A 12,587-nucleotide genomic window follows, 5' to 3' on the forward strand; every position below is an offset into this window, starting at 1 on the left:
AATCTCTCTGGCCATTTCAATGATCGTACCTTCCTTTTCAAATAGGTCCTTGGCCCGCGATAAACGGCCATAAAAACCTTGTTTTGTTATTCCTGCCATTGCATATATATCGTTCATCTTATGGCAACTTGACGACTTGTTCATCCGGAAAACCTCTATGATAGCCGTTTGGACTTTTTTTCAATATCCATTCCGAGTTCCTCTGAAGCCACTTATAAATGGCAGTAGGACTTAGTCCATAAATTTTGCTTATCTCGGAAACCCGTAATTCACCGCGTTCAATCTGCTTTATCAGATCAAGCTTTAAGGACAAATAAAAAGTGCGTTTTAAATTCTCTTTTTTCATGTTAAATTCAATGATGAAAAAAGGCAACTTATTTTAGGCTTAATCAGTTGCGGGGAGGAGAATGTGAATTTTGGGAGGGAAAATGTTGTTTGCGGGGATGAGAATGTGAAATACGGGAAGTAAAATGCTAGTTCTAATAGTAGTCTTAGTTCTTTGTATTACCATTTTTCTTAACAAGAATATCATCCTTTCTCCATATATAAATGGGCATGGCAACCAAATTCACAAATAGTAATAATACGGTCCAATTACCTTTTGTGCATTTATCAATGTTTTTGAATTTCCATATTCTAAAAATTAAATAAGCTAAAGCTGTTATATACAGTATGCAAACTAGAAGGTTTTGATACTTAAAAGGAATTAGATTATTAGTTATCCAAAGAAATAAATCGACACTCCAAAAGGTGAGGGCATAAATTAAGCTTACTAAATATGATATTGTCAATAATATTTTTAGGTATAGTTTCATAAAATAACTTCCTCTCTACTTCAACCCATAATGCTTCAAAAGCATACGTTCATAAACCTTATCTGGCAAAACACGCTTCAGTACAATGGAGAATTTCTGTAATGGCGCACCCACTTTATAATGAATTTTAGGGTTTTTGTTTTCAATGATTTGGTGAACAACTTTAGCCATTTGTATAGGGTCACCGCCATTATCCACATGCTCGTTCATCATTTTTAGGGTGTTTCCGTAGTCTTTTTTATAGGGTGAATTTTCTAAAACTGGTGCATGATAGCGTCCTGCGGCAATGTTGGTGGCAAAATCGCCTGGAGCAACATTGGTCATTTTTACACCGAATTGCATTGTTTCCATGCGCATAGCTTCAATGGTGATTTCTAAAGCGGCTTTGCTGGCGGAATAAATTCCGCGGTATGGAAGTCCCATATAACCTGCGATTGAAGTGATGTTCAAAATATGCCCAAAACCTTGTTTGCGCATTTGTGGTAATACGGCTTTAATCACATTTATAGGTCCGTGAAAGTTGGTTTGGAAGGCTTTTTTTATTTCACTTTCGGGAGTTTCTTCAATAGGGCCAGTAATTCCAATACCTGCATTGTTTATTACCACATCAATTTTTTCGACCTTACTTAATACTTCAGCAATAGCAGCTGCTATTGAGTCGGTATCGTTAACGTCCATTTTCATTAAGGGAAATAAAGAATCTGTTATATTTTGAGGGTTTCGGCTTGTCCCAAAGACTTGGTAGCCTTTTCCGGAAAGATATTCGCCTATGGCTTTACCAATTCCTGAAGAACCGCCTGTAATGAGTACTGTTTTTGGCATAAAAAGTTGTTGAAAAGCAAAGGTGCGGTTATGCAGCGTGTTTTCCAAATAGTTTTCAAAAAGAATCAAGAAACAAGAGCCAAGAATCAAGACAAGCATAAAAAACCCAAGAAGTCTTGCGTCTTGCAGCAAAGCGGTCTTGGTTCTTGATTCTTAAAAAAAGGAAAGTTTAGCGCACAAAAAATGGCAAGCTACCTACATCACACTGCTCAACCATTTACCTTTGCTGCGTTCCCGCCCTGGAGGATTCAACAGGAGCTAGTTGTGTAGGACTTGCCGCTGCAAAGATAAGGCTTTTTCAAGTTTTTGCAAGTATTTTCACATTTCAATTTTAATAAATACCTTGCAGAAAAATAATTTGTGTTATGAAATTTTATAACGTTTTAGCTCCTACACTTTTAGTGCTTTTGATGGCTAGCTGCGGAAGTAATTCCGAAGAAAAAAAAGATAGTTTTTCGTTGGAAATTAAAAATCCAAAGAAGACTTACACCACCAAAGATGTGCTTTCTGTTTCTTTAAACAACAAAAAAAATATTGAAACCGATTCCGTCATTTACTTTTTGAACAAAGACCGAATAGAAATTTCTGGCAATGAGATTTCCCTTTCGGGAAAAAAACTTGGCGAGAAAGCTCTAATTGCCAAAATTTACAGTGATGGCGAGGAATATGAAGCTTCAAAAACCATCACTATTCTTTCTTCCATCAAACCGAAACTTTACACCTATAAAATTCTTGAAACCTATCCGCACGATATAGAAGCCTACACACAAGGGTTGGAGTTTGAAAACGACACTTTATATGAAAGCACTGGGCAGTATAAAGAATCATCGCTTCGTAAAACAGATTACAAGACTGGGGAAGTATTACAAAAAGTAGCTTTGGCCAATCAATATTTTGGCGAAGGACTTACCATTCTCAACAATAAAATTTACCAACTTACTTATCGTGAAAACACGGGTTTTATTTATAACCTAAAAACGATGGAGCAAACCGGAACCTTTGTTTATGGACAAAGCAGAGAAGGTTGGGGACTTTGCCATGATACGGAAAACAACATCTATAAAAGTGATGGAACAGACAGGATCTGGACGTTGAATTCGAACACCCTTGCAGAAAAAGATTATATCGAGATTTTTACAAATACAAGTAAAATCAATAGTGTAAACGAATTGGAATGGGTAGATGGAAAGATTTACGCTAATGTTTATCAACAAGGTTCCATCGCAATAATAGACCCTTCAAACGGTGCGGTAGAAGGCGTGATTGACTTAACCGATTTAAAAGACAAAGTTACCCAACACCCAGAGCTGGATGTATTAAATGGTATTGCTTATAACGGCGAACCCAACATCCTTTATATAACAGGAAAAAACTGGGACAAACTTTTTAAGATTGAAATAATTCAAAAATAATTAAACTTTAAAAGTCAACAATCGTTAATTAACAATTGTCAATCTCTTTCCCTCAATGAAACGACCGCTTCACTCAAAAGCGGTTTTTTCATGCTTTGATATTTGATTTCTTTGAATCATTAAAACCATCAAATTATGAAAAAATCAATCGTAATCCGTATTCCAGAGCCTTGCCACGAAGACTGGGCAAAAATGACTGCCACTGAAAAAGGGAAATTTTGTAGTGTCTGCACCAAAGAAGTTTTCGACTTTACTTCAAAAACCGATGAGGAATTGGTAAAATTTCTTACCAAAAACAAAAATGCTTGTGGAAAATTGAAAAATTCACAACTCAATCGTGAAGTGAAACTAGAGCGCAAAAGCGGGCAAAGCTTCGCTCCTATCGCGGCGTCAATGCTTCTTCCGCTGACACTTTTTTCAAACAACCCAAAATCTTCAACTGATTCGCTTTCAGAAAAACCGATGATTTCAATGGGTATTGGTCGTTTCAGCAATACTAATAATTTAAGGCTTCATGTTTTCACCCAAGGCATAGTGAAAGATGAAAATGGAAATCCTTTGAAAAATGTTGAAATCTTTTCCAACGAAACAGAAGCACGTACTTGGACCAATAAAAAGGGCGAATATGAAATCTATACGTTGGATAAAGAGATATTAACTTTCACAAAAGCAGGCTATGAAACACAGCTAATTCGTTTGCGGAAAAATGCAATTGAAAACGTTTTTATGGATTCTGGAGTTCGTGCGCAAACTTTTATTGTTGGGAAAATTGCTGCTGACCCAGAAAAGGGTATCGTTGAAAAAGCAGCTGCAATTTATACAAATGGAACTGTTTTCGATGAAACTGGATTACCGCTTCCCGGTGCAAACGCAATCATCAAAGGTACTACCTCCGGAACCCAAACCGATTTTGACGGCAATTACTCGATTGAAACTAAGCCAGGTGATGTTTTGGTTTTTAGTTATGTGGGCTATAATCATACAGAAATAACAGTTTCAAATATTTCAAATAAAATAAATGTAGCCCTTGAACATGATGGTGTTTATTTAGGTGAAATGGTTGTTGGTGGCATATCTTGGGAAGGAACTGAAGATTACCAACCACCAAAAGATGAAGCTTGGCGAGAAAAAGTAAAGCAAGCCAATGAAAACACCCGTGCGTTTGAAAAAATAAAAAGAGAAAGAAAAAAAGCAGAACGTAGAAATAAATAAACAATAGTCAATTGCAATAGGCAGTGTCGCGAAGACTGCCTATTGCAACTGGTTGCTGAAAACTTCTTTACAATACAATAATAACCTTCATAAAAAGTTATATTTTTACCAAAATTATACTTGAATGAGGTATTTATACGGATTGGGCATATTGTGTTGCCTTGTAATGTGGAGTTCCTGCCGCAACGACTTTGAAACTGTTGCCAGCACTGGAAGTCTTGAGTTTTCAAAAGACACGGTTTATTTGGACACGGTTTTTTCAAACATTGGTTCTAGCACCTATAACCTGAAGGTTTACAATAGAAGCAATGAGGATATCAATATTCCTACCGTTCGCTTGGCACAAGGCGAAGCTTCCAATTATCGTTTGAACGTAGATGGAATGCCCGGAAAAGTGTTTGAAAATGTACAGATACTTGCAAAGGATAGTATTTTCATTTTTATTGAAACCACTTTCGATGTTAATAACCTGCCCACCAACCCAAAAGAATTTCTTTACACAGATCAACTTCTTTTTGATAGTGGTGGTAATGAGCAGAAAGTAGAATTGGTAACGCTTGTTAAAGATGCTGTTTTCCTCTTTCCTGAAAAATATGCCGATGGAACTACTGAAATGCTGAACCTTGGCACCGACGAGGACCCATTTTTAGTAAAAGGATTTTTCCTAGATGATAGCGAGCTTACATTCAGCAATGAAAAACCTTATGTTATTTATGGATACGCCGCCGTCCCTAGCAATAAAACACTCACTGTAGAAGCAGGCGCTCGTGTACATTTTCACAACTTCAGTGGAATTATTGTAGAAGAAAACGGAACCTTGAAATCATTGGGGGAGAAGAGCTCCGATCCAGAAGCGATGGAGAACGAAGTGATTTTTGAAGGCGATAGATTGGAGCCAAGCTTTTCTGATACTCCCGGACAATGGTATGGAATTTGGCTAAGAAGTGGCAGCGTTAGCAATGTAGTTAATTTTACCACAATTAAAAATAGTACGTATGGTATTCTTATGGAAAGCAGTCCGCTCACTTTAAGAAATGTTCAAATATACAACAGTACAAATATTGGTTTGTTTGCTATAAATAGTACAATTAACGGCGAGAATATGGTGATAAATAACAGTGGACAATCTGCCTTAGCTATACGAGTGGGTGGAAGTTATGAATTTAGACATTGTACTTTTGCCAATTATTGGACCAGTGGTTTCCGATCATTCCCTACGGTATCCATTGAAAATGTTTTGGAAACTGAAATTGAAATCATAGTGTCAGACCTGGTTAAAGCCAACTTTACGAATTGCATTATCTACGGTAACGAACGCCGTGAATTTTCATTATTCCAAGATCCTCAAGGAGCTTTCAACTTTAAATTCGAGAATTGTTTAATGCGTTTTGAAGATCCAACTGGGGAATTTGCGAATGATCCATTATATGATTTTTTAAACCCAGCATTATATCCTGCAACAAAATTTAATTTTGACCCATTTTTTCAAGATACCGAATTGAATAATTTTAATATTGAATCAGGAACTTCAGGAGCGGACGGCATCGGAAAACCAGGAGTACTTCCTTTAAAAGATTTAAACGGATTCGATAGAAGTAATCAGCCCGATGCTGGTGCATACGAGAGCATCGAATTTTAGATATAAAAAAAAACTGCATTGAAAAACCCGTCCATTGTGACGGGTTTTTTATTGTGAATATTTAAAGGACCTTATTCACCCTTCAACCATTTCAGTTTCAGTTTGGAATTTTTACGCTCTACAGGTTGCATTACCAAAGTATCGCCACTGAAGTAAAACCTTCTTTCAGCAGTCAATCCAAATTCAGAAGGGTTTGAGTGTGAAAGTTTGAAATGCGAAACAATGCTATCCTTTTCAGAAACTTTGTAATTGCCCATATAATAGTAAGATTTAGTAATATGCTTCAAGGCTTCCAAAGGAATGGAATCGTTGAAGTTTGGAAATTCAATTCAAGCTTTTTCATAGCCTTTTTCATATAAATGAAGCGCTACGTGACCAGTTCCATCATAAAGCAAATAGCCGTCCATTCCTCCTTTGTAATCGCTCCAAGTGTTTGTGGTAGTGTCTCGCACTTTCATAATTTCCAGTTTCCAAAGACCTGTGATTGTTGGATTGGTTAGTTTATCGTTGCTACAGGAAAAAGCAAATGCTAAAATCCCAATGGAAACAATAATTTTCAAATTTTCCTTGATTTTCAAATTTTCAAATTTAGTAATCAACCCTTCCCTCCTTCGCTTCCCACTTTTTAAAAACTTTTCGGCCTTCTTCCCTATCCAGGTTTATGAATTTAACATTTCTATTTTCAATTTTTTTATCGATTTCATCGTAAATAAAATGGTCATCGAAACCAATTTCTGCTGCATCCTCTTTAGTGCAGGCATAATAAACCGCTTTTGGACGCGCCCAATAAATAGCCCCCAAACACATAGGGCAAGGTTCACAGGAAGTGTAAATAATGCAATCATCAAGCTGGAAAGAGTTTAGTTTTTCACAAGCTTTTCTAATGGCTACAACCTCAGCATGAGCCGTTGGGTCATTGCTTGAAGTTACTTGGTTGAAGCCTTCAGCAATTATTTCGTCATTTTTAACTATCACTGCGCCAAAAGGTCCTCCAGCATTTGAGTCCATTCCTTTCTCTGACAGTTCGATGGCGCGTTTTATAAATTGTTTGTCTTTTTCGGTAATCATTCAATAAATTTATTTTAGGTTTCTTTAATTAAGAAATTATATATGATAGAAACAATGTTATCTACCGGAGCAATTTCAATCGGGTGTTTTAAATTTTTAATTTCTAGAAATTGACCATTTTGCAACCAGTTTGATACATTTTTTGATTCAACTTGCGTGGACATTGTATCCAATTCGCCTAAGCATATAAGCGTTGGAGTATTTATTTTTTGAAAATCCTCTTCTTTGAAAATTGGATTCTCCCCTAAATCCCGCATCATTTGCGCAGTTTTTAAAACTACATTTTTCCAATTTTCAGTTCCGTGCAGTTGCTTCAATCGCTCTGCAAATACAGGGACTTTCATTTGAATGGTATCGGGGTTGAGCATTTTTACTTCCTTTTCTGCAAACGTTGGCGTCCAGTCAAATTTAGTTCCTAAGGTCATTATTTTCTCAACCAAATTAGGATGCTTCAAAGTTAGATTTAAAGCTACATAACCGCCCATACTATATCCAAAAATATCAACTTTTGAAATTTTCTTTTCCTTTAAAAAATCAACTACATTTTGAGTAAAGAGTTCTATTGAAAAATTAGTTTCGCTCTTTGATTTTCCATGGCCTTCAAAATTCATGATAATTACTTCCCGTTCAGAGGAAAGTCTTTCCTGCAAAGGAACTAATTGTTCCTTGCTTCCTAAAGCGCCATGAAGAAGTAAAATAGGGTTTTTCACTAGAATAGATTTTAAAGATAATTAGTTTGAAAACAACAAAAGTTCTTCTCCATCTTCATATTTATAGGTTCCAGTTTCAGCAAGTCCCAGTTTTTTTAAAAGTTTAATAGATGCTAAATTATCAGGTAATGTAATGCCTACTATTGTTTTTAGTTTCAATTTTTCAGAAGCGTAATTCATTACAGCTTGTGTAGATTCGTAAGCATAGCCTTGATTGGCAAATTCAGACAAAAAAGCAAAACCCACATCGGGATACTCCAAATTGTTTCGTTTATATAAGCCCGAAGAACCAATGGGCTCACCCGTTTCTTTAATTGAAACAAGAAAGGGCCCAAACCCGTGTTTTTCATAACTGCTCAAATAGTTTTTCTGCATATAGGCTTCAGCATCTTCAATTGTTTTGATATTTCTGTCGCCTATGTTTTTGAGCCAGCCCTCGCTATTCATTAACTTATAAATAAAGGGAGCATCTCGTAATGTGTATTCCCTTAATTCCAGTCTTTGGGTTTCTATATTCTGCATTTTAAAAATTCTAAAGAACCAAAGATAATTAATACACTTCTTTTGAAACTGTTCAAAATAAAAAAACCTTCAACTTTTAGCTGAAGGTTCAATCAATATTCCAACAAACTTATGCTAATCGAATTGTTTAGAAAATCCGTCGATAAAACCATTTACCGCTGGAATTTCGTAACGTTTTCCTTCTATTTCATATTTCAAAATATCTTTATAGGAGTTTGTTAAACTGTAATAAAATAAAGCAGCCGACCCTAACGACAATGTTTCAAACCCCGATAAATCTTGATAGGTTTGCTGAATATTCATCCGCAAGTTTTCCTTTGAAAAAGAAATTTCGGGAGTAACTTCACCATAAATACTTTGTCCTAAAAATACCGTTTCATCAATATTTTCTGCTCTAAATGTTACAGTATATACAGTTGCTTCTCCAGTTGTACTCATATTAAAATTCTGTGGAGACGGGTTATTAACTGTAAAGTCTAATGTGGGAGTATTTATTTCCTCTGGAATAGTGGTCGTGAGCATTTGTTTAGAATACCCTATATAATTAGTATAGTAATGGACGTTAAATATGTAATTATCAAAAATATTAGACGGTACAGAAGTTGAAAGCGATGTATTGCCTCCTGCAAAATTTCCATAAGCGATGGAATGATGAATATCATTTACATCATTATTTTTAAGTCCTTCTACTGAAAAGTAGGAAAAATTGTTTGATGGAATTTGCGTATTTACGATGTTCGTAATTTCGGGTAGCGTGGTATAATCAATATTAAAAACAGAACCTTCAGATATAGATTCTCCCCAGTAATACCTATCAAACTGATCATTTGGGCTTTTGAAAGAAGCATAAAAATCACTTGTTGGTGAAACTGCTAAATTTGAACTGAAATTAAAATAGCCGCCATTTTCTGGGCCGCCGCCTCCCTGCCAAGAAAGGCTAGATATAACCTCGAACGGATAGCCCGTATTGTCCAATTTTAGACTAATCTCTTCTTGCGAGTTTTCAATTGAAAGACTTGGGCCAATATTGTATGTTCCCGCTTCTATGTTTGTAAAAGTAACAAGCGAATATGATTTTATACCAAGATCGGTAATATTATTATATACCATATAGCTCAAATCGTAATGCATGGAAGGATCTCCTGAAAAACTTAAGGTTGTAGATTGCCCAATTTTTAAATCATCACTATCTAATATTGTTCCATTTTCATCACTCAGGAAAGCACGCGTACTTACATTAAATCTACCAAAATTATGATTAGTGTCAATATTTAATATAACTGTAAAATCTTGCAATCCAGAATCTCTATCATCTGCATCTTTTGAACAGCTTGTTAATAATGCAGCAAAAACGATAAATAAGAATATTTTTTTCATAATAAAAATGTTTTATAAGTGAGGTACTATAATCTATAGTCTAAAAAATATAAAAAGGTTGCGTGGAAAAACAAAAAACCTTCAGCGGTGAACTGAAGGATTCTGCAAAAAATTAAACAAATTGTTTTAATCGAATTGTTTAGAAATTATATCAAGAAAACCATTAATCTCTGAAATTTTATATTGTTTTCTCGCTATGTAATAATTTAAAACCTCTTCATAAGAGTTTAATAGACTGTTATAAGTTAAAGAAACGGAACCTAACGGCAAAGTTTCAAATCCTACTATATCTGGATAACTTTGCTGAATATTTTTTCGCAAATTTTCTTTTGAAAAGGAAACCTCTGGAGCGACTTTACCATAAATACTGTGAGAGACAAGCACTGATTCATCAGTATTTCCTCCTCTATATGTTACACCATATATAGTTGCTTCTCCGGTTATACTCATATTAAAATTCTGAGCAGATGGATTATTAACTGTAAAGTCTAACACAGGAGTATTGATTAACTCTGGAATAGTAGTAGTGAGCAATTGTTTAGAATAGCCTGTATTACCATTACTGAAATAAACATTAAATAAGTAAGTATCAAAAACATTTGATGGTGCGGAAGTTGAAAGCGAAGAGTTACCGCCTGCAAAATTTCCCAAAGCGATGGTATGATGGATATTATTGACATCATCATTTTTTAACCCTGCTACTGAAAAATAGGAATAATCATTTGATGGAATTTGGGTATTCACAACATTTTGGATTTCTGGCAAGGTGTTATAATCAATATTAAAAACAGAGCCTTCAGCTACATCTTCCAACCATAGGTAGCGGTTTAATGGATCATTTGGGCTTTTGAACGCCATATAGAAATCACTTGTGGGCGAACCCTCCAAATTTGCCTGCCAATTATAATATCCTCCATTTTCAGGACCGAATGTTCCACGACCAGCTGGTGAAACAACAACCTCGCAGGGGTAACCAGTGTTAGTAAGGTAGATATAAATTTCATCATCGGTATTTTCAAGTACAGGACTTGGGCCAAGATTGTATGTTCCCTGCTCTATATTTGTATAGGTAACCAGCGAATATGTTTCAAAATTAAGAGGAATAACATTATCATAACGCATATAGCTCAAATCATAATACATGGAAGGGTTTCCAGAAAAACTTAAAGTTGTTGTTTCTCCCATAATTAATTCACCACTGTCCAAAATTGTTCCATTTTCATCACTCAAGAAGGCGTGTGTGCCTATATGATATTGACTGAAACGATAATTAGGATCAACGTTTAAGATAACCGTAAAGTCCTGCAGTTCAGAAGGCGTATCATCTGCATCCTTTGAACAGCTAAAGAATAATGTAGTAATAACAAAAAGCAAGAATATTTTTTTCATAATAACGGTTTTAAAAGAAGTTAACATTTACGCTATACTCAATAGTCTGAAAACTTTGAAAAAGTTGCGTTGAAAAATAAAAAAACCTTCAGTGTACAGGCTGAAGGTTTTAAATATTTGAAATACTATTTTTTCTAATTTTTAAATAACGGCAACCCAGACATCATTTCGTTTACTTTTTCAGCAATGCTTTCTAGTTTTGCTTCATCTTCACGGTTCATAATTACCTCATCAATTAAATCGACGATCTTTCCCATATCTTTTTCAACCAAACCACGGGTAGTAACAGCCGCAGTCCCAATACGGATTCCACTGGTAACGAAAGGCGATTTGTCGTCAAAAGGAACCATATTTTTGTTTACAGTTATATCAGCTTTGCCTAATGCTTCTTCAGCTTCTTTTCCTGAAATGTTTTTATTGCGAAGATCAATTAACATCATATGATTATCGGTTCCACCAGAAATAATATCGTAGCCTTTTTCTACAAACTTCTGAGCCATTACTGATGCATTTTTCTTTACTTGTACCATATAATGAAGGAAATCGTCCGTCAAAGCTTCTCCAAAAGCTATTGCTTTTGCGGCAATAATGTGTTCTAAAGGACCACCTTGGTTTCCGGGAAAAATAGCACTGTCCAAAAGGCTGCTCATTTTCTTAAGGTTTCCATTCTTCAATTTTTGACCGAAAGGATTGTCAAAATCTTTTCCCATCAAAATCATTCCGCCACGAGGCCCGCGAAGGGTTTTGTGTGTTGTAGTGGTAACAACGTGGCAGTGCGGCAAGGGGTCACCCATAATTCCTTTGGCAATCAAGCCGGCTGGGTGTGCAATATCTGCAAAAAGTAGCGCGCCAACTTTATCGGCAATTTCACGGAAACGCTTATAATCTATCTCTCGAGAATATGCTGAAGCGCCGGCAATAATCATTTTCGGTTTTTCCTTGATGGCTATTTCTTCTACTTTATCATAATCAATACGTCCGGTTTCCTTGTCCACTCCATAAAAAACAGGATTGTAAAGTCTTCCAGAAAAATTTACTGGCGAGCCATGGGTTAAATGTCCACCATGAGAAAGGTCAAACCCTAAATATGTATCACCTGGATTTAAACAAGCTGCAAACACCGCAGTGTTTGCTTGCGAACCACTATGGGGCTGTACGTTTGCATATTCTGCTCCGAACAGAGCTTTTGCGCGGTCAATGGCTATTTGTTCTACTTCATCCACCACTTCGCAACCACCGTAATAGCGTTTGCCAGGATAGCCTTCGGCGTATTTATTTGTTAAAACGGAACCTGCGGCTTCCATCACTTGGTCGCTTACAAAATTTTCTGAAGCAATAAGCTCCAGACCGTTAAGTTGGCGTTGTTTTTCGGCCTCTATTAGTTCAAAAATTTGTTCGTCTCGTTGCATAGTAAAATTTTATTGTTTGGAAATTGGTATTTAGAGTTCAATTTTTTTTAATTATAGACTTTGGAAATGTTAGTCCGAAGCCATAAACTCCTTCAAAAGTTAATTAAAACCAAAAATAACAAATCCATTCGGTAACTATCATGAAATATATATATTTGATGAAGAATTTTACTAACAAAACACAGCTTGTAACCAAAAAACAAAAGTGAATT

Annotated in this window: 13 protein-coding genes and 1 other RNA gene; 3 read left to right on the forward strand and 11 right to left on the reverse strand. The window is 35.7% G+C overall.

Going from position 1 to position 12,587, the window contains the following annotated elements; translation table 11 throughout:
• Positions 1 to 118 precede the first annotated feature (118 nt).
• From ESU54_RS18290 to ffs, 3 genes are all read right to left on the reverse strand, one after another.
• The gene (locus ESU54_RS18290) at positions 119 to 346 is read right to left on the reverse strand and encodes a helix-turn-helix domain-containing protein (protein ID WP_111845707.1); all 228 of its coding nucleotides are present in this window, start codon (positions 344 to 346) and stop codon (positions 119 to 121) included.
• 484 nt (positions 347 to 830) lie between these two features.
• On the reverse strand, positions 831 to 1,637 hold the full coding sequence (locus ESU54_RS16575; RefSeq protein WP_111845713.1) for an SDR family oxidoreductase: 807 nt from the start codon (positions 1,635 to 1,637) through the stop codon (positions 831 to 833).
• A gap of 181 nt (positions 1,638 to 1,818) precedes the next feature.
• Positions 1,819 to 1,916, reverse strand: an RNA gene (ffs, locus tag ESU54_RS16580) — signal recognition particle sRNA small type.
• 86 nt (positions 1,917 to 2,002) lie between these two features.
• Between ffs and ESU54_RS16585 the strand changes: the two genes are divergently transcribed.
• The 3 genes from ESU54_RS16585 to ESU54_RS16595 all read left to right on the forward strand — a co-directional run bounded on the left by ESU54_RS16585 (position 2,003) and on the right by ESU54_RS16595 (position 5,900).
• The gene (locus ESU54_RS16585; protein WP_111845705.1) at positions 2,003 to 3,049 is read left to right on the forward strand and encodes a glutaminyl-peptide cyclotransferase; all 1,047 of its coding nucleotides are present in this window, start codon (positions 2,003 to 2,005) and stop codon (positions 3,047 to 3,049) included.
• 135 nt (positions 3,050 to 3,184) lie between these two features.
• A complete protein-coding gene (locus tag ESU54_RS16590; protein ID WP_111845704.1) occupies positions 3,185 to 4,261 on the forward strand; it encodes a carboxypeptidase-like regulatory domain-containing protein in 1,077 nt (358 codons plus the stop codon).
• Between the two features lie 124 nt (positions 4,262 to 4,385).
• Positions 4,386 to 5,900: a right-handed parallel beta-helix repeat-containing protein gene (locus ESU54_RS16595; protein ID WP_111845703.1), complete on the forward strand. Its 1,515-nt coding sequence runs from the start codon at positions 4,386 to 4,388 to the stop codon at positions 5,898 to 5,900.
• Positions 5,901 to 5,971: 71 nt separating this feature from the next.
• On the opposite strand, the gene ESU54_RS16600 is transcribed toward ESU54_RS16595, so the two are convergent.
• The 8 genes from ESU54_RS16600 to glyA form a co-directional block, all read right to left on the reverse strand.
• A complete protein-coding gene (locus ESU54_RS16600) occupies positions 5,972 to 6,196 on the reverse strand; it encodes a lipocalin-like domain-containing protein (RefSeq protein WP_111845702.1) in 225 nt (74 codons plus the stop codon).
• 33 nt (positions 6,197 to 6,229) lie between these two features.
• The gene (locus tag ESU54_RS16605; protein ID WP_146744045.1) at positions 6,230 to 6,478 is read right to left on the reverse strand and encodes a hypothetical protein; all 249 of its coding nucleotides are present in this window, start codon (positions 6,476 to 6,478) and stop codon (positions 6,230 to 6,232) included.
• A 10-nt stretch (positions 6,479 to 6,488) separates the two neighbouring features.
• Positions 6,489 to 6,968 carry a nucleoside deaminase gene (locus ESU54_RS16610; RefSeq protein WP_111845700.1) on the reverse strand — a complete coding sequence of 160 codons (480 nt, stop codon included), beginning with the start codon at positions 6,966 to 6,968 and terminating at the stop codon, positions 6,489 to 6,491.
• A 14-nt stretch (positions 6,969 to 6,982) separates the two neighbouring features.
• Positions 6,983 to 7,678 carry an alpha/beta fold hydrolase gene (locus tag ESU54_RS16615; protein ID WP_160113305.1) on the reverse strand — a complete coding sequence of 232 codons (696 nt, stop codon included), beginning with the start codon at positions 7,676 to 7,678 and terminating at the stop codon, positions 6,983 to 6,985.
• Between the two features lie 21 nt (positions 7,679 to 7,699).
• On the reverse strand, positions 7,700 to 8,200 hold the full coding sequence (locus ESU54_RS16620) for a GNAT family N-acetyltransferase (RefSeq protein ID WP_111845698.1): 501 nt from the start codon (positions 8,198 to 8,200) through the stop codon (positions 7,700 to 7,702).
• Between the two features lie 114 nt (positions 8,201 to 8,314).
• On the reverse strand, positions 8,315 to 9,577 hold the full coding sequence (locus tag ESU54_RS16625) for a membrane lipoprotein lipid attachment site-containing protein (RefSeq protein WP_146848151.1): 1,263 nt from the start codon (positions 9,575 to 9,577) through the stop codon (positions 8,315 to 8,317).
• A 126-nt stretch (positions 9,578 to 9,703) separates the two neighbouring features.
• Positions 9,704 to 10,966: a hypothetical protein gene (locus ESU54_RS16630; protein ID WP_146744044.1), complete on the reverse strand. Its 1,263-nt coding sequence runs from the start codon at positions 10,964 to 10,966 to the stop codon at positions 9,704 to 9,706.
• A 134-nt stretch (positions 10,967 to 11,100) separates the two neighbouring features.
• A complete protein-coding gene (gene glyA, locus ESU54_RS16635; RefSeq protein ID WP_111845695.1) occupies positions 11,101 to 12,375 on the reverse strand; it encodes a serine hydroxymethyltransferase in 1,275 nt (424 codons plus the stop codon).
• Positions 12,376 to 12,587: the final 212 nt, after the last annotated feature.

The organism is Aequorivita antarctica (assembly GCF_007997155.1).
GTDB classification, from domain to species: domain Bacteria; phylum Bacteroidota; class Bacteroidia; order Flavobacteriales; family Flavobacteriaceae; genus Aequorivita; species Aequorivita antarctica.

Bases quoted from the DNA above. Each gene is read 5' to 3' on its own strand.
- ESU54_RS16610 (WP_111845700.1), bottom strand. From the start codon at position 6,968: ATGATTACCGAAAAAGACAAACAATTTATAAAACGCGCCATCGAACTG.
- ESU54_RS18290 (WP_111845707.1), bottom strand. From the start codon at position 346: ATGAAAAAAGAGAATTTAAAACGCACTTTTTATTTGTCCTTAAAGCTT.
- ESU54_RS16575 (WP_111845713.1), bottom strand. From the start codon at position 1,637: ATGCCAAAAACAGTACTCATTACAGGCGGTTCTTCAGGAATTGGTAAA.
- ESU54_RS16625 (WP_146848151.1), bottom strand. From the start codon at position 9,577: ATGAAAAAAATATTCTTATTTATCGTTTTTGCTGCATTATTAACAAGC.
- ESU54_RS16630 (WP_146744044.1), bottom strand. From the start codon at position 10,966: ATGAAAAAAATATTCTTGCTTTTTGTTATTACTACATTATTCTTTAGC.
- ESU54_RS16620 (WP_111845698.1), bottom strand. From the start codon at position 8,200: ATGCAGAATATAGAAACCCAAAGACTGGAATTAAGGGAATACACATTA.
- ESU54_RS16590 (WP_111845704.1), top strand. From the start codon at position 3,185: ATGAAAAAATCAATCGTAATCCGTATTCCAGAGCCTTGCCACGAAGAC.
- ESU54_RS16585 (WP_111845705.1), top strand. From the start codon at position 2,003: ATGAAATTTTATAACGTTTTAGCTCCTACACTTTTAGTGCTTTTGATG.
- ESU54_RS16595 (WP_111845703.1), top strand. From the start codon at position 4,386: ATGAGGTATTTATACGGATTGGGCATATTGTGTTGCCTTGTAATGTGG.
- glyA (WP_111845695.1), bottom strand. From the start codon at position 12,375: ATGCAACGAGACGAACAAATTTTTGAACTAATAGAGGCCGAAAAACAA.